We start from the raw sequence: 24,447 nt of genomic DNA, 5'->3' as shown, positions 1-24,447 counted from the left end.
CAGAGGGACCAGATCTCGGACAGAGAAAACGATGCCCTAGAAACGCAAAAACCCTCCTTGCGGAGGGTTTCTGGTAAAAATGGTGGGTCGTGTAGGATTCGAACCTACGACCAATTGGTTAAAAGCCAACTGCTCTACCGACTGAGCTAACGACCCAAATATGGTCGGGGTAGGGGGATTCGAACTCCCGACATCCTGCTCCCAAAGCAGGCGCGCTACCGGGCTGCGCTATACCCCGAGAATGGAAGTGGCTCCGCGACCTGGACTCGAACCAGGGACCCAATGATTAACAGTCATTTGCTCTACCGACTGAGCTATCGCGGAATTTCGATCTTCCAACCCCTCTTACGTCAGTGCCTTTCGGGCTTTGCCGTAAGTGAGGTGCGCCATTTTACGGAAGTGGAAACAGACGTCAACACCTAGCCTGCTGTTTTTTCACAAATTTATGCGAAAGGCCGGGCGACCCCTGGGATCGCCCGGTCATTTCCTAGGCGAAGACGATCTCGTCGCCCTCTACCCTGCCCTCGATGCGGCTGTTCGGCGCGAAGGCGCCCGAAAGGATGCGCTGGGCCAGCGGATTCTCGATCCAGCGCTGGATCGCCCGCTTGAGCGGACGGGCACCGTAGACCGGGTCGTAACCCACCGCCACCAGCTTGTCCAAGGCCTCGGGCGACAGCTCCAGCTGCAGGTCACGCTCGGCCAGGCGCTGCCGCAGGTGCTGCAGCTGGATCTCGGCGATGCCGGCGATCTGTTCGCGGCCCAGGGGCTCGAACACCACCACCTCATCGATCCGGTTGATGAACTCGGGGCGGAAGTGACTGGCCACCGCATCCATCACCGCGGCGCGCTGGGCATCGGGATCGCCGACCAGCTCCTGGATCTGCGCCGAGCCCAGGTTCGAGGTCATGACGATCACCGCATTGCGGAAATCCACGGTTCGGCCCTGGCTGTCGGTCAGACGCCCGTCGTCGAGCACCTGCAGAAGGATGTTGAAGACATCCGGATGAGCCTTTTCCACCTCGTCCAGCAGGACCACCGAGTAAGGCTTGCGCCGCACGGCCTCGGTCAGGTAGCCACCCTCTTCATAGCCGACATAGCCGGGCGGAGCCCCGATCAGGCGAGCCACGGAGTGCTTCTCCATGAATTCGGACATGTCGATGCGCACCATGGCGTCTTCGGTGTCGAAGAGAAACTCCGCCAGCGACTTGCACAGCTCGGTCTTGCCCACCCCGGTCGGGCCGAGGAAGAGGAAGGAACCGCTGGGGCGATTCGGATCGGACAGGCCCGCCCGCGAGCGGCGCACGGCATTGGCCACGGCGGTGACCGCCTCGTCCTGGCCGATCACCCGGTTGTGCAGGGCCTCTTCCATGCGCAAGAGCTTGTCACGCTCGCCTTCGAGCATCTTGCTGACCGGAATGCCGGTCCACTTGGAGACCACCTCGGCGATCTCGTCTTCGGTGACCTTGTTGCGCAAGAGCTGGTTGGCCGGCTTCTCGTGCTGGTCGACCATCTGCAGGCTGCGCTCCAGATCGGGGATGGTGCCGTACTGCAGCTCGGCCATGCGATTGAGGTCGCCCTTGCGGCGAGCGGCCTCCAGCTCGGTGCGCGCCTGCTCGATGCGCTGCTGCAACTGGGCGGAATCCTGGACCTCGGCTTTTTCTGCCTTCCAGACCTCTTCCAGATCGGCGTATTCCTGCTCGAGGCGGGCGATGTCCTCGTCGAGTTTTTCCAGTCGCTTGCGCGCGGCCTCGTCCTCTTCCTTCTTCAGCGCCTGACGTTCCACCTTGAGCTGGATCAGCCGGCGATCCAGGCGATCAAGGGCCTCCGGCTTGGAGTCTATCTCCATGCGGATGCGGCTGGCGGCCTCGTCGATCAGGTCGATGGCCTTGTCCGGCAGCTGACGATCGGTGATGTAGCGATGAGACAGCTTGGCCGCGGCGATGATGGCGCCATCGGTGATGGCCACCTTGTGGTGTACCTCGTAGCGCTCCTTGAGGCCACGCAGGATGGCGATGGTGTCTTCCTCGCTCGGCTCGTCCACCAGCACCTTCTGGAAGCGCCGCTCCAGGGCCGCGTCCTTCTCGATGTACTGGCGGTACTCGTCGAGGGTGGTGGCACCCACGCAGTGCAGCTCGCCACGGGCCAGGGCCGGCTTGAGCATGTTGCCGGCATCCATGGCGCCCTCGGCCTTGCCGGCGCCGACCATGGTGTGCAGCTCGTCGATGAAGAGGATGATGCGCCCTTCCTGCTTGGCCAGTTCGTTGAGCACGCCCTTGAGGCGCTCTTCGAATTCGCCGCGGAATTTGGCACCGGCGATCAGCGCGCCCATGTCCAGGGCCAGCAGGCGCTTGTCCTTGAGGCCATCGGGCACTTCGCCATTGATGATGCGCTGGGCCAAGCCCTCGGCGATGGCGGTCTTGCCGACGCCGGGCTCACCGATCAGCACCGGATTGTTCTTGGTGCGGCGCTGCAGGACCTGGATGGTGCGGCGGATCTCGTCGTCCCGCCCGATCACCGGGTCGAGCTTGCCGTCTTCGGCGCGCTTGGTGAGATCGACGGTGAACTTGTCCAGCGCCTTGCGGCTGTCTTCGGCATTGGGGTCATTGACCGCCTCGCCCCCGCGCAGGTTGTTGATGGCGTTCTCCAGCGCCTTGCGCGAGACGCCCTGCCCCAGCAGCAACTTGCCGAGGCGGGTGTTCTCGTCCATGGCGGCGAGCAGCACCAGCTCGCTGGAGATGAACTGGTCGCCCTTCTGCTGGGCCAGACGATCGGCCTGGTTGAGCAGGCGCGCCAGATCCTGGGACAGATTCACGTCGCCGGTGGGATTCTGGATTTTGGGCAGCTTGTCCAGCTCTTCGGCCAGGGTCTTGCGCAGGCTGGCGAGGTCGAAGCCGACCTGGCGCAGCAGCGGAGAAATGGAACCGCCCTGCTGGTCGAGCAGCGCGGAAAACAGGTGCAGCGGCTCGATGGCCGGGTGGTCATGGCCGACGGCCAGGGACTGGGCATCCGCCAGAGCGAGCTGCAATTTGCTGGTGAAACGGTCTATACGCATGGGCAAGGTCCTATCTGAGACGCGGGATGGCGCAGCAGAGGGCGCTTTCGATTACCCGCGGGAATGTCCTTTAGATAGGGGCGATGCCTAACGATTCAAGCCAACGAGGCTTGACATCCGAAAAAATACTTAGGCGTTGATCCAGATCAGGCTGGCAAAGCGACCGGTCCGGGCGCCGCGCCGATAGGAAAAGAAGCGCTCTTCGTCGGCGAAGGTGTCGAAGCCACCGCCATGGACCGCCGTGATGCCTTGAGCCGCTAAGCGCAGACGAGCCAGGGCATAGAGATCGCCCAGGTACTTGTCCCCGCCCCTGGCCACGAAACACCGCTCGGCCTCGGCGTGCTGGGCGACAAAGGCCTCACGCACCTCGACGCCCACTTCGAAACTGGCCGGCCCTATGGCGGGACCCAGCCAGACCAGTACTTCGGCGGGGGGCACGTCCAGACTGGCCGCAGCCGCCTCCAGCACGCCACCCGCCAGACCGCGCCAGCCGGCGTGCGCCGCCGCGACGCGGGAGCCGTCCCGCCGGCAGAACAGGGCTGGCAGGCAATCGGCGGTCATCATGGTCACCGCGATACCGGGCGTGGCCGTCCAAGCGGCATCGGCCTGGAGCACCCGGGTCGGATCGGCTTCGACGACGGCAGTGCCATGGACCTGTTCAAGCCAGGCCGGCCGGCACCCCAGGGCCTGGCCCAGGCGTCGACGATTCTCGGCGACCGCAGCCGGATCGTCACCGACGTGGGCACCCAGGTTGAGACTGGCGAAAGGCGCCTGGCTGACGCCACCCGCGCGGGTGGTCACACAGGCCTGGACGCCGACCGGCGCCGGCCAGTCCGGCCGCAGCCAGTCGGCACCGATCATTCGAAGGATTCCCGATCCTGGCGCAGCAGATCCAGCAGCCAGACCAGGTCTTCCGGCAGCGGCGACTCCCAGCGCAGGCGTTCGCCGGTCACCGGATGATCCAGTTCGAGGAAGCGCGCATGCAGTGCCTGGCGCGGGAATTCGCGCAGGGTCTTGACCAGGGTCGGATTGGTCGCCGGCGGAATCTTGAAGCGACCGCCATAGACCGGATCGCCCACCAGCGGAAAGCCGACATGGGTCATGTGCACGCGGATCTGGTGGGTGCGCCCGGTCTCGAGCTTGACCCGGGTATGGGTATAGGCACGAAAGCGCTCCAGCACCCGGTAGTGACTAACCGCGGGCTTGCCCCCGGCGATCACCGCCATCTGCTGGCGGCGCTGGGAATGACGGCCGATGGGCGCATTGACGGTGCCGCCGGCGACGATCACCCCGGCGACGATGGCTTCATAGATGCGACTCACCGAGCGCGCCTGCAACTGGGCGACCAGGTGGGTATGGGCCTCCAGGGTCTTGGCCACCACCATGAGTCCGGTGGTGTCCTTGTCCAGGCGGTGGACGATGCCGGCGCGCGGCACGCTGTCCAGCGAGGGTACGTGGTGCAACAGGGCATTGAGCAGGGTGCCGTCGGCATGACCGGCGGCCGGATGCACCACCAGCCCGGCGGGCTTGTCGAGCACCAGCAGGTGATCGTCTTCGTAGACGATGTCCAGTTCGATGTCCTGGGCCACCCACTCGCCCTGGGCCTCGCGCTCGGCGCGCAGCGCCAGCTGGGCGCCGCCATGGACGGTGTCACGCGGACGCAGCACGGCGCCGTCGACGGTCAGGCTACCGTCCTTGATCCAGGCGGCGAGACGCGAGCGGGAGTGTTCGGCGAACAGCTGGGCAGCGACCTGATCGAGGCGCTGGCCACCGAGTTCGTAGGGGACTTCGGCATTGAGAACGATGGATTCGGACATGGATCTGCGCGGGCAATGGCAGGGCTTTTGGAATCGGCCCGACCCTGTGGTTAAATACGGCGACTTTTTTGCCCCGGCATTCCGGGTCGATCATCATAACAGGACGGTTCCGGCCCCGTCACAGGCTAGGTGAGCGCTCTCCGCGCTCATCCCTGCACCGCCGACCGTTTCGGGGAATCCAAGCCGCCATGCAATTGAAGCACCTGCTGCTGGTCACCAGCCTAGTCCTCACCGCCGCCTGCTCCTCGAAAGCGCCCGAGGTTCCGGAAAATCTGCCGGAAGGCGAGCTCTACACCCAGGCTCAGCGCGATATCTCCAACAGCAGCTACACGGACGCCATCAGCAAGCTGAAGGCCCTGGAGTCGCGGTATCCCTTCGGTCGCTATGCCGAGCAGGCCCAGCTCGAGCTGATCTACGCCAACTACAAGAATGGCGAGCCCGAGGCGGCGCGCACGGCGGCGGATCGCTTCATCCGTCTGCATCCGCAACACCCCAATGTCGACTACGCCTACTACATGAAGGGCGTGTCCTCCTTCGAACAGGACCGCGGCCTGTTGGCGCGCTTCCTGCCGCTGGACATGACCAAGCGTGACCCGGGCGCGGCGCGCGATTCCTTCAACGACTTCGCCCAGTTCACCAGCCGCTTCCCCAACAGCCGCTACGCTCCGGACGCCAAGGCGCGCATGGTCTACCTGCGCAACCTGCTGGCGGCCTACGACGTGCACGTCGGCCACTACTACCTGACCCGCAAGGCCTATGTGGCCGCCGCCAACCGCGGCCGCTACGTGGTCGAGAACTTCCAGGGCACCCCGTCGGTGGGCGATGGCCTGGCGATCATGACCGAAGCCTACAAGCACCTGGGTCTCAACGACCTGGCGGCCACCAGCCTGGAAACCCTCAAGCTCAACTACCCGGACAACGTCAGCCTCAAGGATGGCGAATTCCAGCTGCGCGAGCCGGATGACAAGGATCAGCAGCGCTCCTGGCTGACCCGTGCGACCCTGGGCCTGATCGATCGCCCGAGCGATCCGCTGCCGCCCGGCGAGACCCGCGCCAGCCAGGACATCCAGCGCAAGTACCAAGAAGAGCGTGACAACCTGGCGCCCGAGCTGCGCATCGTCGACCCGGCCGAGGCCGAGAAGGCCGGTGGCGCGACGCCGGCGCCGGCCAAGCGCTCCTGGTTCAGCCGCCTGACCTTTGGTCTGTTCGACTGATCCGGCAGCAGACGTGAAAAGGGGAAGCCAGTGGCTTCCCCTTTTTTATTGCCCGCAATGGCCAGCGCTACCCTCTGGCGCCGGATCGCAGGGGTCCGGCGCCCGCCGAGCTAGTCGCCGATGCGCCAGCCCGAGGTGATCGGATAGCGCCGGTCACGCCCGAAACCGCGCTGGGTGACCCGGGCGCCTACCGCCGCCTGGCGCCGCTTGTATTCGTTGAGATCCACCAGGCGCAGCACCCTGCGCACCGTTTCCTCGTCGAAGCCGGCGGCGACGATGTCCACGGCCGAAAGATCCTGCTCGACATACAGCCGCAGGATCTCGTCGAGCACCGGATAGGGCGGCAGTGAGTCCTCGTCCTTCTGGTCCGGCGACAGTTCGGCCGATGGCGGGCGGTCGATCACGCGCTGGGGAATCACCTCGCCCGCGCGATTGCGGTATTCGCAGAGGCGGAACACCAGGGTCTTGGGCACATCCTTGAGCACGTCGAAGCCGCCGGCCATGTCGCCATAGAGGGTGGCGTAACCGACGGCCATCTCGCTCTTGTTGCCGGTGGTGAGCACCAGATAGCCCTTCTTGTTGGAGATGGCCATCAGCAGGGTCCCGCGGCAACGCGCCTGCAGATTCTCCTCGGTGGTATCCCGCCCGAGTCCGGCGAATTCGCTGGCCAGGGTCGCCTGGAAGGCCTCGACCATGGGTGCGATGGGCAAGACGCTGTAGCGCACTCCCAGCGTCCGCGCCTCGGCTTCGGCGTCGTCCAGGCTGATCTGGGCGGTGTAGTGGTAGGGCATCATCACCGCCTCCACCTGCTCCGCGCCCAGCGCATCCACGGCAACCGCCAGCACCAGGGCCGAGTCGATGCCCCCGGACAGGCCCAGCACCACGCCCCTGAAGCCGTTCTTGCGCACATAGTCGCGCACCCCGAGCACCAGGGCGTCATAGACGCTGGCCTCCAGCGAGGCGACGGGGGCGAGTTCGGCCGGCTGCGGTTGCAGGGCCTCATCGATGATCACCGGATAGAGGCCTTCGACGAAGGCCGGCGCGCGCTGACTGACCTGCCCCTGGGCATCGACCACGAAGGAATGGCCGTCGAATACCAGCTCGTCCTGGCCACCCACCTGGTTGACGTAGACCACCGGCATGCCGCCCTCGCGGGCACGCTCGCCCACCACGGCCTCGCGCTCCGGCTGCTTGCCGCCGTGGAAGGGCGAGGCATTGAGGTTGAGCATCAGTCGTGCCCCGGCCGCTCGCGCCCTGGCCATGGGCTCGGCGAACCAGATGTCCTCGCAGATGGTGACGCCGATGGGCACGCCCTGGTAGTCGAACACGGCCGCGCTGTCGCCCGGCTCGAAATAGCGCTTCTCGTCGAACACCCGGTAGTTGGGCAATTGCTGCTTGCGATAGAAGGCCAGCTCGGCGCCATCGCGATAGACCGCGCAGGCGTTGTAGCGTCGCCCCTCCTCCAGCCAGGGAAAGCCCACCAGCACATGGATGCCGGCGATCTCGTCACGGATCCGCTGCAGCCCCTGCTCGATCCGGCGCTGCATGCTCGAGCGCAGCAGCAGGTCCTCCGGGGGATAGCCGCACAGCGACAGCTCCGGAAAGACGATGAGATCGCCCTGCAGCTCATCCCGGGCCTGCCGGGCGGCGGCGATGATGCGCTCCACATTGCCATGGATGTCGCCGACCTTGAGGTTCACCTGCGCCATCACGACGTTCAGCAACTGACTCATGCACTCTTCCTTGCCCGATTGATCGGCGCATTTTCCCGCAAGCAGCGAAGCGGGACAATCGATGCCATGCAGGGCTCACCGCCTGCAGCGGCCCTGCTAAACTCCACCCTCCTTCACGCTGCGAGATCGCCATGGGTCTGCTTCGCCTGCTGTTGTGGCTCGTCCTCCTGGGCGCGCTGTTCTGGATGATCAGACGCTGGTGGCGCGGCAAGACGCAGACGCCGTCCGGCAAGGCCCGTCCGCTACCGCCCAACCCCATGGTGCGCTGCGCCCATTGCGGCGTGCACGTGCCCCAGGAGAGAGCCCTGGCCGATGGCGAAGGCCAGCGCTGGTACTGCAGCGCCGAACATCGCCGGTTGCAGCATGAGCACCGCGACTGATCCAGGCACCCTGAGAGCCGACGCGGTCCTGCGGCTCTATCACCTCTATCGCATCGTCATCGGCCTGGCGCTGGTGGTGCTGATTTCCAGCGACCTGGACCAGCACTGGCTGCGCACCGTCGACGGCCAGCTGTTCCGCCAGGCCAGCTGGGCCTATCTCGCCATCAACGCCGTGCTGGCGGTCGGCCAGCGGCTGCTGCGCGGCCGCGCCTTCACCCTAGCGCTGATCGACATCCTCGCCCTGGGCGGGCTGTTCTTCCTGGCCGGCGGCATCGCCAGCGGCATGGGCAGTCTGCTGGTGGTGACCGTCGGGGTGTCCAACGTCCTGATCCGTGGCCGCCGTGGCCTGCTGATCGCCGCCCTGGCGGCCATCGCCCTGCTGCTGGCGACGGGCTATCTCGACCTGCGCCGCGGCGACAGTGGCAGTGGCTATGTGCAGGCAGCGGGCCTGGGCACCCTCTGCTTCGCCACGGCGCTGCTGGTGCAGGGCCTGGTCCGGCGGCTGTTGGACAGCCAGGCCCTGGCCGAAACCCGCGCCACGGCCGTGGCCGAACTGGAGGCCCTCAACGCCCTGATCCTCGAACGCATGCGGACCGGCATCCTGGTGTTCGACGCCGAATACCAGGTGCTGCTGGTGAATCCGGCAGCCCGGCGCCTGCTGGGGGTGGACGACGAGGACACCATCGCCCCCCTGGCCCTGGGTCTCGCCCAACGCCTCGAAGAGTGGGAGCGCAATCCCAGTATCCGGCCGGCGCCCTGGCGCGCCTATGCCAACGGCCCGCTGCTGCAACCCAGCTTCGCCCGCCTGCAACAGGGCGAAGGCGAGCGGGTGCTGACCTTTCTCGAAGACGTCTCGCGCATCGCCCAGCAGGCCCAGCAACTCAAGCTCGCTTCCCTGGGCCGTCTCACCGCTGGCATCGCCCACGAGATCCGCAATCCGCTGGGCGCCATCAGTCACGCTGCGCAATTGCTGCAGGAATCCGAAGAGTTGGCCACGCCGGACCGGCGCCTGGCGCAGATCATCCAGGACCAGTCGCGGCGGATGAACCGGGTGGTGGAAAACGTACTGCAGCTGTCTCGCCGCCAGCAGGCCGCCCCTCAGCTGATCGACCTGCGCTACTGGGCGCACCGCTTCGCCGGGGAGTTGCGCCCTACCCTGCCCGCCGGCCAGACGCTGCACGTCAAGACCGAGCCGGGCACCCTGCAGACGCACATGGATCCCCACCAACTGGGCCAGATCCTGACCAACCTGGTGCAGAACGGCCTGCGCTACAGCTGCCAAAAGCACGGCATCGGCCAGGTCTGGCTCAGCACCTACCGCGATCCGGAAAGCGACCTGCCCATCCTCGAAGTGGTCGATGACGGACCGGGCGTCGCCGCCGAGCAACTCGACCACCTGTTCGAGCCCTTCTTCACCACCGAGAACAAGGGGACCGGGCTGGGCCTGTACATCTCCCGTGAGCTTTGCGAGAGCAACCAGGCCAGACTTGGCTATCATCCCTTGGCGAACGGCAGCTGTTTTCGCATCACCTTCGCCCATCCCCGCACAATGAGCTGAGCATGGCCCGACAGAAAGTCCTGATCGTCGACGATGAACCCGATATCCGCGAACTCCTGGAGATCACCCTGGGGCGGATGAAGCTCGACACCGCCAGCGCCAAGAACATCGCCGATGCCCGGGCCATCCTCGAACGGGAAAGCTTCGACCTCTGCCTGACCGACATGCGTCTGCCCGACGGCTCGGGACTGGACCTGATCCAGTTCATCCAGCAACGCTTTCCGCAATTGCCGGTGGCCATGATCACCGCCTTCGGCAGTCTGGAAACCGCGGTCCAGGCCCTCAAGGCCGGTGCGTTCGACTACCTCACCAAGCCGGTGGACCTGCCGCGCCTGCGTGAACTGGTAGGCACGGCCCTGCGGCTGTCCGGGCCTGCCCCGGCGGCGGCCGGCGCCAGCGAAACCCAACTGCTCGGCGAATCGCCGCCCATGCGCGCCCTGCGCAACCAGATCGCCAAACTGGCGCGCAGCCAGGCGCCGGTCTACATCAGCGGCGAATCGGGCAGCGGCAAGGAGCGGGTGGCACGACTGATCCATGAGCAGGGTCCGCGGGCCGGTCGGCCCTTCGTGCCGGTCAACTGCGGCGCCATCCCCTCGGAGTTGGTGGAAAGCGAATTCTTCGGCCACCGCAAGGGCAGCTTCACCGGCGCCATCGAGGACAAGCAGGGTCTGTTCCAGGCCGCCCAGGGCGGCACCCTGTTTCTCGACGAGGTAGCCGATCTGCCGCTGCCGATGCAGGTCAAGCTCTTGCGCGCCATCCAGGAAAAGGCCGTGCGCCCGGTAGGCAGCCAGCAGGAGATCAGCCTGGACGTACGCATCCTCAGCGCCACCCACCGGGATCTGGCCGCCGAGGTCGCCGCCGGGACCTTCCGCCAGGACCTCTACTACCGCCTCAATGTCATCGAATTGCAGGTGCCGGCCCTGCGCGAGCGCCGCGAAGACATCGGCATCCTGGCCAACCATATGCTCGAACGCCTGGCACGCGACTCCGGCCTGGCAGCGGCCACGCTGGGCGAGGATGCCCTGGCCAAGCTCAAAAGCTACCGTTTCCCCGGCAACGTGCGGGAACTGGAAAACATGCTGGAGCGGGCCTACACCCTCTGCGAGGGCGACGTCATCCGCCCGGCCGATCTGCGCCTGGCCGATGCCCCGGCAGCCACCGCCACCGGCGAAGCCAGCCTGGCCAACATCGCCAATCTGGAAGACCACCTGGAGTCCATCGAACGCCAGCTGATCATGCAGGCGCTCGAAGAGACCCGCTGGAATCGCACCGCCGCCGCGGAACGCCTGGGTCTCTCCTTCCGCTCGATGCGCTACCGACTGAAGAAGCTCGGCATCGACTGATCAGCCGGCCGCCAACCGCGCGCCTGGCGCATAGGGCGCCGGATCGATGATCGGCGTGCGTTCGGTGAGCAGATCGGTCAGCAACTGGCAGGACGCCGGCGCCAGCACCAGGCCGTTGCGATAGTGCCCGCAGTTGAGCCACAGCCCGGGCAGCTCCGGTACCGGCCCGATGAAGGGCACGCCATCCGGCGAGCCCGGCCGCAGTCCCGCCCAGTGCGTCACCGGCGCCTGGCCGGCCAGCGCCGGCAGCAACTCGGCGGCCGAGGCCTGCAGGCTGGCCAGCGCCTCGGCGGTCGGCGTCTTGTCGAATTCGGCGTGCTCCAGGGTGCTGCCGATGAGGATATGCCCATCGCGGCGCGGAATGACGTAGCGCCCCTTGGCCAGCACCATGCTGGTCAGATAACCCGCTGGCTGGCGATACAGCAGCATCTGCCCCTTCACCGGCCGCACCGGCACGGCCAGCCCCAGGCTCTTCAGCAAATCACCACTCCAGGCCCCGGCACAGACCACCACGGACTCGGCATGGATGGCCTCGCGCGCCGTCTGCACCCCCACTACCCGCTCGCCCTGGCGCAGGAAACCGGTCACCGGCGACTCGCTCACCAGCGTCACATTCGGCATGCCTAGCAGGGCTTCGCGCAGAGAGCGCACCAGCCGGGGATTGCGCACATTGGCCACCCCCGCCATGAAGACCGCCCGCTCATAGCCCGGCCCCAGCACCGGTACCCGCTGCCGCACCGCCGCGACCGACACCGACGCCAGCGGCCGCACATTGCGCCGCGCCCAGTCCAGCGCCTCGGCTTCGTCCTCCAGATCGAGCCAGTACAGCCCGGTCACTTCCACCTCGGGGTCCACCCCCGTCTCCTGCCGTAAACGTTCCCCCAGCACCGGATAGAAATCCTGCGACCAGTGCGCCAGCGCCGTCACCGCGGGCTGATAGCGCCACGGATAAAGCGGCGACACGATCCCGCCGCCGGCCCAGGACGCCTCCCGCCCCGGCTCACCGCGCTCGACCACCACCACCCGCCGACCGCTCAAGGACAGGCAATAGGCCGACATCAACCCGATCGCACCCGCCCCGACTACCGCTACATCAAAGATCACGTCACACCTCTACATCCTGGAATTGACTGTTCCGCCGTCCTGGCGCAAAACGGCTAGCGCGGCCAGGAAGGCCGCCTACCCACAAGGACGTCAACATGACCTATCGCATCGCGCGAGGCTTCAGCCTTTTCGAATCCCTGATCTGCCTCAGCATACTGAGTATCGTTGCCTCCCTGGCCGTCCCCGCCTTTGGGGGAATGCTGCAGCGCAATCGCCAGCAGCTGGCCATTCAGCAACTCAGGGAGACAGTCAACTTCGCACGGGCGGCTGCGATCAATGGCCACGGCACTGTGTCCATCTGTCATGCACCGACCGGCGAGTGCGACAGCTCGAACCTCTGGTCGGCTACCACCCGTGTCTTCCGCGACTGGGATCGCGATGGCCTTCAATCAGTCGAAGAGCCCACCCTGCTGATCAGTCAGCTCCCCGAGGGCCTGCACTGGCGGTGGAACAATTTCCGTACGCTACCTCATCTGACGTTTTTAAACAGCGGCGTGACCAACGCCCTGAACGGCAGCTTCATCCTCTGCCAAGGCGCCGAGCCGCGTGCACGACTGGTCCTGAACAAGGCTGGGCGGATCGAGGTGGCGAATCTTCGCACCAGCGATCGTTGCGCCTGAACGCCCTGACCAGACACCTTCCCGTTTCGACCGGATATCCGCCGTACGCTGGTCCAGCCAGGCATGATCCCCCATGCTTGGCCTTCCAGCCCGGCGAAACCGACGATGCGGACCCAGTACGGCTTTACCCTGATCGAAACCCTGGTAGCGCTCGCCATTCTGGCGATCGTGGTCAGCATTGCTGCGCCCTCCTTCAATAGGACAGTACAAAGCAACAGAGCTGCCGTGGCCAGCAATGAACTGGTCGGTGCGCTCCAGATAGCACGTTCAGAGGGACTAAAACGTCGTGCCGATGTAACGCTTTGTCGTCGCAATACGCAGGGCAATGCCTGTGAAAACGGCACCGACTGGGCCGCTGGATGGCTACTGATCCAGGGCAATCTGGTGATTCAAGTCTGGGAGAGCATCAACGGTATCACCCTTACCGGACCAAGCGCTGGCATAACCTTTCGCAGCAATGGCTTGACTACCCTGACCGCAAATCAAACTTTCACTCTCAGTACACCTAGCTGCACACGCACCGTTTCGCTCAACCTCACAGGTAGCGCCTCCGTCAATCAAAACGGGTGTCAACAGCCATGAGTCCCAACTACCGGCAGCGCGGCGCCACCCTGATCGAAGTTCTGATAGCAATGTTCATTCTTGCTATCGGTCTGTTGGGGCTGGCTGGCCTGCAAGCCGTCAGTACGCAGAGCAATCAGGGGGCTTATTACCGCTCGCAAGCGACCGTTCTAGCCAGCGACATCGTGGAGCGAATGCGTGCGAATAGAAAAATGGCACTGGCGGGCAATTACACTACCAGTAGCTTTCCCACATCCTCCAATACTCATGCGGTTGAAGGTACCCAGGACAAGCGCGACCTCGCAGAGTGGTTGAACAACCTGGCGAATAGTTTACCTCAGGGCACTGGCACCGTCGTGACTGACAGCAACATCGTTACAGTGAGTATTCGTTGGGATGACGGACGGGGGCGGATTAAAAGTGCCAATGAAACAAGCGACCAGCTAACCGCTCGAAAAACGGAAACCTTTGCCTATAGGACCCGCCTATGAACCGCGCAGCGTTTCATCGTCAGGCTGGCCTGTCTATCATCGAACTGATGATTGCTCTACTGCTGGGTCTGGTTCTCATAGGCGGAGTGCTACAGCTGTTTCTTTCATCACGACAGACATATCAGACCAATGCAGCTCTATCACAGGTTCAAGAATCCGGTCGCTTCGCCTTGGAGTTCTTAGCCTTCGACCTTCGTAATGCGGGTTATCGAGGCGAGTGCCTGAGCCAACTGAATGATCTGACGCCCAGCACCCTGACCAGGGATTCAAATGGCATAGAAGACGAAAGATACGTTCTCGGTAGCGGTATCAGAGGCTGGAGCAATACCAATCCAGGCACGGTACCTGCCTGGTTGAGTCCGACATACAATGCGCGCACCGCGGCCACTGATGTTGTTCTGCTCAAACACGCGGTGAATCCGGTAGTCATGGCACTACCCACCGGCACCGTGGCTACGGCGACGAGTCTCACCACTGGCACTACGGACAATGGCGCTAGAAAAGGTAGTCTCATCATTGTGTCGGATCCAGTGGCCTGCGATTTCTTCGTCAATCAAAGCACTTCAGGCACATCCGTCTCACTTCCTACCGGGAAAAGCTTCAGTCGCCTTTATAACGATACAGCTCAGGTTTTGAGCTATCAGAGCGTCCTCTATTATCTGAGGGATGACGCTACCAGCGGCGCGCCCTCTCTATGGCGTACCCGCTACGGAGCTACCGACACTTCGGCTGCCAGCGCGACACCGGAGGAGCTGACCGGAGGCATTCAGGATTTGCAAATTCAATACGCCTTGGGTGACGCCAACGGCCAGATAACGGGTGACTACCTCGAGGCGAATGACGCCAAGTTAACTGGCAATTGGCAGAGTGTCGTTTCCGTTCGGGTGAATCTCCTCGCGGTCAGTCGCCAGAGGAATGTGGTTTCGCCCAATCAAACCCTTCGTTTCATGGGTAGTGACAGGACGATCGCCGATGGCCGACTCGCCCAAGCCTTCACGCTTACCGTTGGGATTCGTAATCACCTGCCATGAAAAACTCCTCGAATCGACAAAATGGCGCGGTACTCATCGTGACGCTGGTCATGTTGCTCCTGATGACGCTGATCGCCATTGGCAGCATGAGAGGCACGGTCTTGCAAGAGCGTATGGCCGGAAACCTGCGCGATGAAAACCTCGCCTTCCAGACTGCCGAAATGGCCCAGCGAGACGCAGAGCAGGCAGCAAGGAATCGCTCTATAGCCGACTGGCAAACGACTGCGCTTACCACCGCCTGGACCAATGCAACAACCCTCTCTAACCAAGGGCAGGCGACTTATCGTATGAATCCCCTACCCGGCGTGACCATCCGCAAAGCCGGCGACAGTATCGAGGCCGGTGTACCTGTCACTACCAGCGTCATTCGCATCGAAAGCAAAGGGCTCGGGAGCTCACAGGATACTGCGAGCACGCCAGCCGCCAGCTCCACGGTCAATATAAGCACCCTCTACATCAGGCGTTAGCGTTCGGAGATCCGGCAATGAATCCTCTCTCGTCACTATCTGCCGCTAGGTTTTGCTTCACAGCTCTCGCATTGGGCCTGTTTGGCAGCGCTCTACCCATAGCTCAAGCAGCTGTTTCCCAAAGTCCGCTCATCATTGGCAGTGACATTCCTGGCAGTCTGGCGCTGGTGCCCTCCGTCGAATGGCCTACCGTTCTGTCCGTGGCCAATATAGGAAACTATGTCGCCTCAACTCGCTATAGCGGCTATTTCGATTCGGAAAAGTGCTATCTCTATCAATACGGCACTCAGGACGTCGATCGTTATTTCTATCCAGCAAGCACAACGAGCAGCGCCTCCAATTTCCGCTGCACTGGCGACAAGCAGTGGAGCGGAAATTTTCTCAACTGGGCCGCCACCCCTACGATCGACCCTTTCCGCAGCGCCTTGACGGGCGGCAATCGAATTGTCGACAGCACTACCTCGACCATCCTGCAAAAAGCCCGTCACAGCGGTCAAAACTCAGCCGGCAACCGAATCAATACTGGCCAAAACATGGCGCAATTGACAGGAGCGCTGCCTTTAAACAATTGGTCCAACCTGAATATTCGCCTGCAGGGACTCAACTTCGACATGTTGATTTCCAACTGGGCCGATAAAATAGGAGGAAGTGAAGCTTCAGGCGAAGGCCAGGCTGAATGGGTCGACTACGATCCTGAAAACTCAGCGCAATGGTCTGGGGGAAAACTTAATACTGCTTACACACCTCGTGGACAATCCGTAAAAAGCGTTTACCGACTCAAAGTTCAGGTAAAAGTTTGCGTATCAGAAGCACTCAAAGAGGCGAACTGCAAACTGTATCCGAATGGGCAATACAAACCCGAGGGACTTTTACAGCAATATTCGGATCGCCTACGGTACTCTGCATTCAGCTATCTAAACGATGGGAACTCTTTGAGGGACGGCGGGGTTTTGCGGGCCAATCAAGCCTACATAGGACCCAATCCTCCAGACCAGACGAAAGGGAGAGCAGAATGGAGCTCGACAACGGGTATTCTGGTCACCAACCCTTCCCCCGCAGAAGCCAATGCGACGAACGCCAATATAGATGGCGGTAGCCGCGTCGCCAACAGCGGCGTCATCAACTATATAAACAAATTTGGCTCTATGCCTTACAGTGGAAACAACTATAAAAACCTCAAAGACTACGACCCGGTTAGCGAGCTCTACTACACCGCAATACGCTACTTCAAGAACCAAGGAAACGTAACAGCCTATAGCAATCTTACAGGCGATAGTGATAACCGTTATGCACAAGCTGACGGATTCCCGGTCGTGACTACTTGGAACGATCCCATCACCTACTCCTGCCAGAAGAATGTCATTCTCGGCATTGGGGATGTAAACACATGGAATGACAAGAATTTGCCTGGAAACACCCGTCGCAACGCGGAACCTGACATACCACCTGAAGTAGACGCAGATAAAACCGTGGATGTAAGCAAAGTGACCGCTGAAGTCGCCTCGCTGGAAGGTATCACCATCAGTACGCCTTTCTCGGGCCGAGAAAACTCAGCATACATCGCTGGCCTCGCTTACGACGCTCATGTGCGCGACCAACGCGGAGATTTATCTGGGAACCAGACCATCTCCACTTACTGGGTAGATGTCAGGGAGAATCAGCAACTCAAGAGCAAAACGAGCAACCAATATTGGCTAGCTACCAAATATGGCGGCTTTACCGTTCCTCAGAACTTCGATCCTGACAAGGCAAACTCCGCCAGCATCACAGAAGCCATGTGGACCACTAATGGTCAGATCCTTTCGACCGGTGATAAGCGACCCGACAACTTCTTCGTCGGTGGCGATGCCGACGCGATGGTCAGCGGCCTAAAAAACGCCTTTTCTAAAATTGTTCAAGAAACAAGCACAACCAGCACTTCTCTTGGCAGCAACAGTACCGAACTGGAAACCGGCAGCGCCCTTTTTAGAAGCTCGTTCGAGCCAAAGTACTGGAGCGGTGACCTGCAGTCGCTGAGCATCAACAGTTCAGGGGTCGCCAGTAATATCGCTACCTGGAGCGCAGCTGCCCAATTAGACAATGCCTCGCCTGATGGGCGCACCATATTGACCAGCAACGCACTGACCTCAAGCACCCGGGCACTTGACGCTAATGTCACCTATTCAAGTGGCGGCAAGAGCTTCAAATGGAGCGTGTTGGACAGTGATGCCAAAACTGCCCTGCGTCAGACCGCAGATGGAACAACGCTCGTTAGCGATGCCGAAGGCGAGGCACGACTCAACTATCTGCGTGGTGATCGCTCCTATGAAACACGCTCGAGCAACCCCATGCGGACACGAAAGAGTCGGCTAGGCGATATCGTAAACTCGGACCCCTACTATGCGGGACCTATGGATTTCGGCTACAACCTGCTTAGTGGCGCCTCCTGGGGCCAAGCAGGTCCTGGCTACCTCACCTTCCGTCAAACCATAAAGGACAGCAAACCCTTTGTCGTGGTTGGGGCTAACGACGGCATGCTGCACGCATTTGACACCTCCACAAACGGTGGTGGTAATGAACTGTTTGCTTTCGTCCCCCGAACGCTTCTTGGGCAGCTTTATCGCCTAACGCAGCGAGACTACAGCCATCGGTACTATGTCGACGGCGGAATAACAGTTGGGCACGCCTGGGTTGATAGCGCTTGGAAAACCCTGGCTGTAGGCACCGCCGGCGCTGGTGGCAACTCCGTCTTCGCACTCGACGTTACGGATCCGAGTGCACCAAGCGTGAAGTGGGAGTTCTCGTCTTCGCAAATGAACTACCCTATTCAACGCCCTTCGCTGGTGGCCCTGGAAAATGGAAAATTCGGGGTGATTGTAACCAGCGGCTTTGTCAATGGCACCGCCACATCGGGTAAAGTCTGGATTCTTGACGCTGCCAACGGCAGTGTAATGGCCAGTTTCACCGTCAACACCAGTGGTGGATTGGGAGAAGCTGTAGCTGTCGACCTGACTAACGACCGCATTGCCGACCGGCTCTATGTACCTGACACCAATGGGAATATCTGGCGCTTTGACCTAAAAGGCGCCGATCCGGCTAACTGGGGCATTCCCAGCACCCTTGGCAGTAGCCCCCTGTTTACTGCGAGAGTAGGCAATACGACTACCGATGCAGTGCAGCCCATCACCTCGGCGCTCTCCGTAACCCTAAACAAGTACGGAAATCCGGTTGTGCTTTTTGGCACAGGGAGCTACTACCAGACGGGCGATAGCGATGTGCCGGCCTCCCCGCGTCTCGAGAGTTACTACGGCCTGATTGATAAAGGGGTGACGATCCAGCGTAGCGCCTTGGTACAACAGACCTTCATCGCACAGCAGTCGTCAGGCACCAGAACTCTTCGAGTGGTAAGCAACAACGATATCCCTTCGGACAAGTCGGGTTGGTACCTGGATCTGGCCTTCAACAACAACCGCCAGGGGGAACGCGTTATCGCCCGCTCAAAACTCAGGAATGGGGCCCTGACCTTCACTTCACTTATTCCCTCTCCTGATGCTTGCAAAGGAGGTGGGATCAGCGCGCTAATGATCATTGATGCTCAAACCGGCTCACGCCTGACCTATAGCCCGCTCGACTTCAATGGCGATGGCGTAATCAATGATCAGGACTACTACCTGGCCGCTGATGGCACCAAAATCCCTTACTCAGGGCTCATTGATACTCAACAAGGCATCGTGAAGACTCCGACCTATATAAATCGGGGAGACAGTGCTGATACCGACCTCATCTGCTATACCGGCTCAGCAACAGGGCAGCCCCAATGCGAACCTGTCAATAAAGGCTCCCGCGTTTCAGAACGCGCTTCCTGGCGTGAAATCAGATGAATGAGATAATTGGAATGCGACCTAGAAGCCAACAGCGTGGCTTTACCCTGATAGAGCTGATGATAGTGGTGGCCATCGCGGGCATTCTTGCGGCCATCGCCTACCCCTCCTACATGGAGCATGTCAGAAGGACGAATCGTACCGACGCCGAGGCGTCTCTGATGCAGTTGGCGCAATTCATGGAGCGCTACAACACAGGTACAGGGCGCTATTCGAAGACACTCGGGCAGACGGATGTGCCGGATAATCCGGCCCCGCCCTACCCCACGGGTACCGGCTATACCTTCTCGATCACTATAGGAAATGCGGGTACGTCCTATACGGCGACGGCGACGCCGAACAACCCGGGTACGATGGCCAATGACAGGTGCGGGAATCTGACACTCACCAACACCGGCTTGAAGGGCCAAACCGGCCAAAACGTCACCACCGCCGACTGCTGGCGCCGCTAAGGCGCCAGCGATGTCCTACACCGCCTTTACCCTGAGCTCTCGCGGCAGGGTGAAGGTGATGTGTTCCGGCTCGCCTTCCAGCTCGACCTCGCCAGTGGCGCCCCAGCTCTGCAGTTGGTCGATGACGCCGCGTACCAGGACCTCGGGGGCCGAGGCGCCGGCGGTGACGCCTATGCGTTGGACGCCTTCGAACCAGCTCTGCTGCAGGTCTTCGGCGCCGTCGATGAGATAGGCCGGGGTGCCCAGGCGTTCGGCGAGTTCGCGCAGGCGGTTGGAGTTGGAACTGCTGGGGCTACCCACTACCAGCACCACGTCGCTTTCCAACGCCAGGGTCTTCACGGCGTCCTGGCGGTTGGTGGTGGCGTAGCAGATGTCGTTCTTGCGCGGGCCATTGATGCGGGGAAACTTGGCGCGCAGAGCATCGATCACCTTGCGGGTGTCATCCATCGACAGGGTGGTCTGGGAGACGTAGAACAGGGCTTCGGGGTTGCGCACCTCGAGCTTTTCCACGTCTTCCTCGTCTTCCACCAGGTAGATGGCACCGCCGGCACGATCATCGTACTGGCCCATGGTGCCCTCCACCTCCGGGTGCCCGGCATGGCCGATGAGGATGCATTCCTGGCCGTCACGACTGTAGCGCGCGACTTCCATGTGCACCTTGGTCACCAGCGGACAGGTGGCGTCGAACACCTTGAGGCCACGCTCGGCGGCCTCGCGGCGCACGGCCTGGGAGACGCCGTGGGCGCTGAAGATGAGGATGACGTCGTCCGGTACGTCGGCCACGTCTTCGACGAAGACGGCGCCACGGGCGCGCAGGTTGTCGACCACGAACTTGTTGTGCACCACTTCGTGACGCACATAGATGGGCGGACCGAAAACGTCCAGCGCCCGGTCGACGATGTCGATGGCGCGGTCCACGCCGGCGCAGAAGCCGCGGGGATTGGCGAGCTTGATCTGCATAGGCTCCTCTGCCCGCTTCACGGGCGGCGTTGGATCAATGGGAGACGGCAGGCTCGATGGCCAGGATTTCCACGTCGAAGGTCAGTACACGACCGGCCAGCGGGTGGTTGAAGTCGATGATCACCTGCTCGTCGTCGTAGCTCTTGACCACGCCAGGCATCTCGCCACCGGCGGCGTCGCTGAAGATGATCAGCAGGCCGGGCGACAGCTCCATGTCACTGAAGTCGTCCCGCGCCATGGTCTGCAGGTTGCCATCGTTGGGCTGGCCGAAGCCGCGCTCCGGCGGAATGGTCAGGCTGGTCTTGGTACCGGCCTCCAGGCCAAACAGCGCCTGCTCGAAACCGGGCAGGAGATTGCCGTCGCCGACGGTGAAGGTGGCCGGCGCCTTGTCGAAGGTACTGTCCACCACGTCGCCATTCTGCAGCTTGATGGCGAAGTGCAGGGTGACCCGGGTATCCGGGCCGATGGTGATCTCAGCCATGGGCTTCCTCGGGCTTCTTCTTGCGGAACATGTCCAGGGCCAGCATCACGGCACCGACGGTGATGGCGCTGTCGGCCAGGTTGAAGGCCGGGTAGTACCACTCCTGGCGCCAGTGCACCAGGATGAAGTCGATGACGTGGCCCAGGACCAGGCGGTCATAGAGATTGCCCAGCGCACCACCAAGGATCAGGGCCAGGGCGATGGCGGTCCAGGTGTCGTTGCGCAGGCGCTTGAGCCAGACCACCAGGACCACGCTCACTACGGCGGCGATGCCGGCGAAGAACCAACGCTGCCAACCGGAGTGATCGGCCAGGAAGCTGAAGGCGGCGCCCGGGTTGTAGGCCAGGGTCCAGCTGAGGATGTCCGGAATCACCGGCACCTTCTGGTAGAGCGACAGGTTGGCCTGGAAGTAGAGCTTGGTCAGCTGATCCAGCAGGATCACCAGCACACTCAGGGCCAACCAGGGCAAGGCACCGAAACGCGAGGCGTCACGCATGCTCGCGCACCTCGCCGGCACCGTAGACGTTGGTCACGCAGCGCTCGCAGATCTCCGGATGCGCGGCATCCTGGCCGACGCTGTGGCTGTGGTGCCAGCAGCGGGCGCACTTGGGTGCCTCGGACTTGCGGACCACCAGCTTGAGGCCGCTCAGTTCGCTGGCCACGGCGCCTTCCGGAGCCTTTTCCAGCGGCTGGACAGCGGCCTGGGACGAGATCAGCACGAATCTGAGTTCGTTGCCCAGGGCTTCCAGCACGGTCTGCAGGGCGCTGTCGGCGTAGAGGGTGATCTCCGCCTGCAGGCTGCCACCCAGGGTCTTGGCGGCGCGCTGGTTCTCCAGCTCCTTGTTGACCGCGGCCTTGACCGCCATCACCTGATCCCAGTAGGCACGATCCAGGGTCGCGCCCTCGGGCAGGGCGAAAAGGCCGTCGTACCAGGTGGTCAGCATCACCGACTCTTCCCGCTCGCCCGGCAGGTACTGCCAGATCTCGTCGGCGGTAAAGGAGAGGATAGGCGCGATCCAGCGCACCAGGGCCTCGGCGATCAGATACAGCGCGGTCTGGCAGGAACGCCGTGGCAGGCTGTCGGCGCCAGTGGTGTACTGGCGGTCCTTGATGATGTCGAGGTAGAAGCCGCCCAGCTCCTGCACGCAGAAGTTGTGCACCTTCTGGTAGACGTTGAGGAAGCGGTACTCAGCGTAGGCCTGCTCGATTTCCTGTTGCAGCAGCAGGGCGCGATCCACAGCCCAGCGATCCAGGTCGATCATATCCTCGGGAGCGACCCGGTTGACCGCCGGATCGAAGCCGGAGAGGTTGGAGAGCAGGAAGCGCGCGGTATTGCGGATACGGCGATAGGAGTCGGCACTGCGCTGCAGGATCTGGTCGGAGACCGCCATCTCGCCGGTGTAGTCGGTGGAGGCGACCCAGAGGCGCAGGATGTCGGCACCCAGGCTGTCGATGACCTTTTGCGGGGCGACCACATTGCCCAGCGACTTGGATTGCTTGCGGCCCTGCTCGTCCACGGTGAAGCCGTGGGTCAGCAGTTCCTTGTAGGGCGCATGGCCGTCGATGGCGCAACCGGTCAGCAGCGAGGAGTGGAACCAGCCACGGTGCTGGTCGGAGCCTTCCAGGTAGAGATCGGCCGCCGGGCCCTGGTCATGGGCCAGCTCGGCATGGGAGCCGCGCAGCACGTGCCAGTGGGTGGTGCCGGAATCGAACCAGACGTCGAGGGTGTCGCGACTCTTGTCGTACTGACCGGCTTCTTCGCCGAGCAGTTCAGCGGGATCGAGTTTGAACCAGGCTTCGATGCCCTCGCGCTCGACGCGCTGGGCGACGGCTTCCATCAGCTCGACGGTACGCGGATGCAGCTCGCCGCTTTCCTTGTGGGTGAAGAAGGGAATCGGTACGCCCCAGTTGCGCTGGCGCGAGATGCACCAGTCGGGCCGGCCGGCGATCATGCCGTGCAGCCGCGCCTGGCCCCAGGCCGGGACGAACTGGGTCTGCTCGATGGCGGCCAGGGAACGCTCGCGCAGGGTGGCTCCCTCGTTGGGCTGCTTGTCCATGCCGACGAACCACTGGGCGGTGGCGCGATAGATCAACGGGGTCTTGTGGCGCCAGCAGTGCATGTAGCTGTGGTTGATCGCCTCGTGCTTGAGCAGGGCGCCCGCCTCTTCCAGGGCGCCGACGATGACCGGGTTGGCCTTCCAGATGAACTGGCCGCCAAACAGCGGCAGCGACTCGGCATAGACGCCGTTGCTCTGCACCGGATTGAGGATGTCGTCGTTGCTCAGGCCGTACTGCTTGCAGATGCGGAAGTCGTCCTCACCGTAGGCCGGCGAGCAGTGCACGATACCCGTACCGGCGCCCAGCTCGACGTATTCGGCCAGGTAGATGGGCGACAGGCGCTCGTACAATGGATGACGGAAGTTGATCAGCTCCAGGGCGGTTCCCGGGGCAGTGGCGATCACCTCGCCCTGCAGGCCGTAGCGCGCCAGGCAGCTTTCCACCAGCTCTTCGGCCAGCAGCAGCAGGCGATCACCGACGTCCACCAGCGCATAGGTGAATTCGGGATGCACGTTGAGCGCCTGGTTGGCCGGGATGGTCCAGGGGGTGGTGGTCCAGATGACGATGGCGGTGGGCTTGGCCAGCGCTTCGAGGCCGAAGGCGGCTGCCAGCTTGTCGGCATCGGCGACCGGGAAGGCCACGTCGATGGCGTCGGAACGCTTGTCCTGGTACTCCACCTCGGCCTCGGCCAGGGCCGAGCCGCAGTCGAAGCAGAAGTTGACCGGCTTGAGGCCCTTGAAGACGAAGCCCTTCTTGACCAGTTCGCCCAGGGCGCGGATCTCGCCGGCCTCGTTGGCGAAGTTCATGGTCAGGTAGGGATTGCTCCAGTCACCCAGTACGCCCAGGCGGACGAAGCCGGCCTTCTGCTCTTCGATCTGCTCGCTGGCATAGGCGCGGCAGCGCTCGCGGGTCAGATCCGCCGGCTGATTCTTGCCGAAGGTGGTCTCCACCTTGTGCTCGATGGGCAGGCCATGGCAGTCCCAGCCCGGCACATAGGGGGCATCGAAGCCGGCCAGGGTCTTGGACCGGGTGATGATGTCCTTGAGGATCTTGTTCAGCGCATGACCGATGTGGATGCTGCCGTTGGCATAGGGCGGACCGTCATGCAGGATGAAGGTCGGACGGCCCTTGCCGATGGCGCGCAGCTTCCCGTACAGGTCGATGTCCTGCCAGCGCTTGAGCGCTTCCGGCTCGCGCTGCGGCAGGCCGGCTTTCATCGGGAATGCCGTTTCCGGCAGGTTGAGCGTCGCTTTGTAATCGGTCAT

20 protein-coding genes and 3 tRNA genes are annotated in these 24,447 nt (G+C 62.7%); 11 read left to right on the top strand and 12 right to left on the bottom strand.

The window, feature by feature from the left end; translation table 11 throughout:
• Positions 1–80: 80 nt before the first annotated feature.
• The 6 genes from POR01S_RS16415 to rluD form a co-directional block, all read right to left on the bottom strand.
• Positions 81–156, bottom strand: a tRNA-Lys gene (locus POR01S_RS16415).
• 5 nt (positions 157–161) lie between these two features.
• Positions 162–238, bottom strand: a tRNA-Pro gene (locus POR01S_RS16410).
• Positions 239–248: 10 nt separating this feature from the next.
• Positions 249–324 (bottom strand) — tRNA-Asn (locus POR01S_RS16405).
• Between the two features lie 163 nt (positions 325–487).
• On the bottom strand, positions 488–3,052 hold the full coding sequence (clpB, locus tag POR01S_RS16400; protein WP_027600191.1) for an ATP-dependent chaperone ClpB: 2,565 nt from the start codon (positions 3,050–3,052) through the stop codon (positions 488–490).
• Between the two features lie 129 nt (positions 3,053–3,181).
• Entirely contained in the window at positions 3,182–3,913 is a 732-nt protein-coding gene (pgeF, locus tag POR01S_RS16395; RefSeq protein ID WP_156045031.1) for a peptidoglycan editing factor PgeF, read from the bottom strand.
• Positions 3,910–4,869, bottom strand: coding sequence for a 23S rRNA pseudouridine(1911/1915/1917) synthase RluD (rluD, locus tag POR01S_RS16390; protein ID WP_027600189.1), 960 nt, complete (start codon positions 4,867–4,869; stop codon positions 3,910–3,912). The genes pgeF and rluD overlap by 4 nt, the downstream gene beginning before the upstream one ends.
• A 188-nt stretch (positions 4,870–5,057) precedes the next feature.
• On the opposite strand from rluD, the gene POR01S_RS16385 reads away from it, so the two are divergent.
• Positions 5,058–6,083: an outer membrane protein assembly factor BamD gene (locus POR01S_RS16385; protein WP_007160812.1), complete on the top strand. Its 1,026-nt coding sequence runs from the start codon at positions 5,058–5,060 to the stop codon at positions 6,081–6,083.
• Positions 6,084–6,193: 110 nt separating this feature from the next.
• On the opposite strand, the gene POR01S_RS16380 is transcribed toward POR01S_RS16385, so the two are convergent.
• Positions 6,194–7,816 carry an NAD+ synthase gene (locus POR01S_RS16380; RefSeq protein WP_042137089.1) on the bottom strand — a complete coding sequence of 541 codons (1,623 nt, stop codon included), beginning with the start codon at positions 7,814–7,816 and terminating at the stop codon, positions 6,194–6,196.
• Positions 7,817–7,947: 131 nt separating this feature from the next.
• On the opposite strand from POR01S_RS16380, the gene POR01S_RS16375 reads away from it, so the two are divergent.
• Genes POR01S_RS16375 through POR01S_RS16365 form a run of 3 tightly spaced genes read left to right on the top strand, consistent with a single transcriptional unit; the run spans position 7,948 to position 11,097 of the window.
• Positions 7,948–8,196 (top strand): PP0621 family protein, encoded by a 249-nt coding sequence (locus POR01S_RS16375; protein ID WP_027600187.1) that lies wholly within the window; start codon positions 7,948–7,950, stop codon positions 8,194–8,196.
• Positions 8,180–9,754 (top strand): sensor histidine kinase, encoded by a 1,575-nt coding sequence (locus tag POR01S_RS16370; RefSeq protein ID WP_027600186.1) that lies wholly within the window; start codon positions 8,180–8,182, stop codon positions 9,752–9,754. The genes POR01S_RS16375 and POR01S_RS16370 overlap by 17 nt, the downstream gene beginning before the upstream one ends.
• A gap of 2 nt (positions 9,755–9,756) precedes the next feature.
• Positions 9,757–11,097, top strand: a complete 1,341-nt coding sequence (locus POR01S_RS16365) for a sigma-54-dependent transcriptional regulator (protein ID WP_007160808.1) — start codon at positions 9,757–9,759, stop codon at positions 11,095–11,097.
• On the opposite strand, the gene thiO is transcribed toward POR01S_RS16365, so the two are convergent.
• Entirely contained in the window at positions 11,098–12,201 is a 1,104-nt protein-coding gene (gene thiO / locus POR01S_RS16360) for a glycine oxidase ThiO (protein ID WP_081875231.1), read from the bottom strand.
• 95 nt (positions 12,202–12,296) lie between these two features.
• On the opposite strand from thiO, the gene POR01S_RS16355 reads away from it, so the two are divergent.
• The 7 genes from POR01S_RS16355 (at position 12,297) to POR01S_RS16335 (ending at position 19,683) form a co-directional block, all read left to right on the top strand.
• Positions 12,297–12,821, top strand: a complete 525-nt coding sequence (locus tag POR01S_RS16355; RefSeq protein ID WP_042137085.1) for a GspH/FimT family pseudopilin — start codon at positions 12,297–12,299, stop codon at positions 12,819–12,821.
• Between the two features lie 105 nt (positions 12,822–12,926).
• Positions 12,927–13,403 (top strand): GspH/FimT family pseudopilin, encoded by a 477-nt coding sequence (locus POR01S_RS23460; RefSeq protein ID WP_081875230.1) that lies wholly within the window; start codon positions 12,927–12,929, stop codon positions 13,401–13,403.
• The gene (pilV, locus tag POR01S_RS16350; protein WP_042137083.1) at positions 13,400–13,873 is read left to right on the top strand and encodes a type IV pilus modification protein PilV; all 474 of its coding nucleotides are present in this window, start codon (positions 13,400–13,402) and stop codon (positions 13,871–13,873) included. The genes POR01S_RS23460 and pilV overlap by 4 nt, the downstream gene beginning before the upstream one ends.
• The gene (locus POR01S_RS23455) at positions 13,870–14,904 is read left to right on the top strand and encodes a PilW family protein (RefSeq protein ID WP_081875229.1); all 1,035 of its coding nucleotides are present in this window, start codon (positions 13,870–13,872) and stop codon (positions 14,902–14,904) included. Before pilV ends, POR01S_RS23455 begins: the two co-directional genes overlap by 4 nt.
• Positions 14,901–15,371 (top strand): pilus assembly PilX family protein, encoded by a 471-nt coding sequence (locus POR01S_RS16340; RefSeq protein ID WP_042137079.1) that lies wholly within the window; start codon positions 14,901–14,903, stop codon positions 15,369–15,371. Before POR01S_RS23455 ends, POR01S_RS16340 begins: the two co-directional genes overlap by 4 nt.
• 17 nt (positions 15,372–15,388) lie before the next feature.
• Complete coding sequence (locus POR01S_RS23450) at positions 15,389–19,231, top strand: pilus assembly protein (RefSeq protein WP_081875228.1); 3,843 nt, start codon at positions 15,389–15,391, stop codon at positions 19,229–19,231.
• Complete coding sequence (locus tag POR01S_RS16335; protein WP_275941137.1) at positions 19,228–19,683, top strand: type IV pilin protein; 456 nt, start codon at positions 19,228–19,230, stop codon at positions 19,681–19,683. The genes POR01S_RS23450 and POR01S_RS16335 overlap by 4 nt, the downstream gene beginning before the upstream one ends.
• Before the next feature lie 15 nt (positions 19,684–19,698).
• On the opposite strand, the gene ispH is transcribed toward POR01S_RS16335, so the two are convergent.
• From ispH to ileS, 4 genes are read right to left on the bottom strand one after another with little or no spacing between them, the layout of a single operon-like run.
• Positions 19,699–20,643: a 4-hydroxy-3-methylbut-2-enyl diphosphate reductase gene (gene ispH / locus POR01S_RS16330; RefSeq protein WP_042137075.1), complete on the bottom strand. Its 945-nt coding sequence runs from the start codon at positions 20,641–20,643 to the stop codon at positions 19,699–19,701.
• Between the two features lie 34 nt (positions 20,644–20,677).
• Positions 20,678–21,124, bottom strand: a complete 447-nt coding sequence (locus POR01S_RS16325) for an FKBP-type peptidyl-prolyl cis-trans isomerase (RefSeq protein ID WP_007160800.1) — start codon at positions 21,122–21,124, stop codon at positions 20,678–20,680.
• Entirely contained in the window at positions 21,117–21,620 is a 504-nt protein-coding gene (gene lspA, locus POR01S_RS16320) for a signal peptidase II (RefSeq protein ID WP_027600177.1), read from the bottom strand. The genes POR01S_RS16325 and lspA overlap by 8 nt, the downstream gene beginning before the upstream one ends.
• Complete coding sequence (ileS, locus tag POR01S_RS16315) at positions 21,613–24,447, bottom strand: isoleucine--tRNA ligase (protein ID WP_027600176.1); 2,835 nt, start codon at positions 24,445–24,447, stop codon at positions 21,613–21,615. Before ileS ends, lspA begins: the two co-directional genes overlap by 8 nt.

Origin of the sequence: Pseudomonas oryzihabitans NBRC 102199, from assembly GCF_000730625.1 — a bacterium.
Classification (GTDB): domain Bacteria; phylum Pseudomonadota; class Gammaproteobacteria; order Pseudomonadales; family Pseudomonadaceae; genus Chryseomonas; species Chryseomonas oryzihabitans.
Note: the sequence above shows the minus strand (reverse complement) of the source record. Positions and strands in the feature narration are given on the sequence as shown.

What these genes read in the sequence shown, in the direction of transcription:
- clpB (WP_027600191.1), bottom strand. Translation starts at nt 3,052, where the DNA reads ATGCGTATAGACCGTTTCACCAGCAAATTGCAGCTCGCTCTGGCGGAT.
- pgeF (WP_156045031.1), bottom strand. Translation starts at nt 3,913, where the DNA reads ATGATCGGTGCCGACTGGCTGCGGCCGGACTGGCCGGCGCCGGTCGGC.
- rluD (WP_027600189.1), bottom strand. Translation starts at nt 4,869, where the DNA reads ATGTCCGAATCCATCGTTCTCAATGCCGAAGTCCCCTACGAACTCGGT.
- POR01S_RS16385 (WP_007160812.1), top strand. Translation starts at nt 5,058, where the DNA reads ATGCAATTGAAGCACCTGCTGCTGGTCACCAGCCTAGTCCTCACCGCC.
- POR01S_RS16380 (WP_042137089.1), bottom strand. Translation starts at nt 7,816, where the DNA reads ATGAGTCAGTTGCTGAACGTCGTGATGGCGCAGGTGAACCTCAAGGTC.
- POR01S_RS16375 (WP_027600187.1), top strand. Translation starts at nt 7,948, where the DNA reads ATGGGTCTGCTTCGCCTGCTGTTGTGGCTCGTCCTCCTGGGCGCGCTG.
- POR01S_RS16370 (WP_027600186.1), top strand. Translation starts at nt 8,180, where the DNA reads ATGAGCACCGCGACTGATCCAGGCACCCTGAGAGCCGACGCGGTCCTG.
- POR01S_RS16365 (WP_007160808.1), top strand. Translation starts at nt 9,757, where the DNA reads ATGGCCCGACAGAAAGTCCTGATCGTCGACGATGAACCCGATATCCGC.
- POR01S_RS16355 (WP_042137085.1), top strand. Translation starts at nt 12,297, where the DNA reads ATGACCTATCGCATCGCGCGAGGCTTCAGCCTTTTCGAATCCCTGATC.
- POR01S_RS23460 (WP_081875230.1), top strand. Translation starts at nt 12,927, where the DNA reads ATGCGGACCCAGTACGGCTTTACCCTGATCGAAACCCTGGTAGCGCTC.
- pilV (WP_042137083.1), top strand. Translation starts at nt 13,400, where the DNA reads ATGAGTCCCAACTACCGGCAGCGCGGCGCCACCCTGATCGAAGTTCTG.
- POR01S_RS23455 (WP_081875229.1), top strand. Translation starts at nt 13,870, where the DNA reads ATGAACCGCGCAGCGTTTCATCGTCAGGCTGGCCTGTCTATCATCGAA.
- POR01S_RS16340 (WP_042137079.1), top strand. Translation starts at nt 14,901, where the DNA reads ATGAAAAACTCCTCGAATCGACAAAATGGCGCGGTACTCATCGTGACG.
- POR01S_RS23450 (WP_081875228.1), top strand. Translation starts at nt 15,389, where the DNA reads ATGAATCCTCTCTCGTCACTATCTGCCGCTAGGTTTTGCTTCACAGCT.
- POR01S_RS16335 (WP_275941137.1), top strand. Translation starts at nt 19,228, where the DNA reads ATGAATGAGATAATTGGAATGCGACCTAGAAGCCAACAGCGTGGCTTT.
- ispH (WP_042137075.1), bottom strand. Translation starts at nt 20,643, where the DNA reads ATGCAGATCAAGCTCGCCAATCCCCGCGGCTTCTGCGCCGGCGTGGAC.
- POR01S_RS16325 (WP_007160800.1), bottom strand. Translation starts at nt 21,124, where the DNA reads ATGGCTGAGATCACCATCGGCCCGGATACCCGGGTCACCCTGCACTTC.
- lspA (WP_027600177.1), bottom strand. Translation starts at nt 21,620, where the DNA reads ATGCGTGACGCCTCGCGTTTCGGTGCCTTGCCCTGGTTGGCCCTGAGT.
- ileS (WP_027600176.1), bottom strand. Translation starts at nt 24,447, where the DNA reads ATGACCGATTACAAAGCGACGCTCAACCTGCCGGAAACGGCATTCCCG.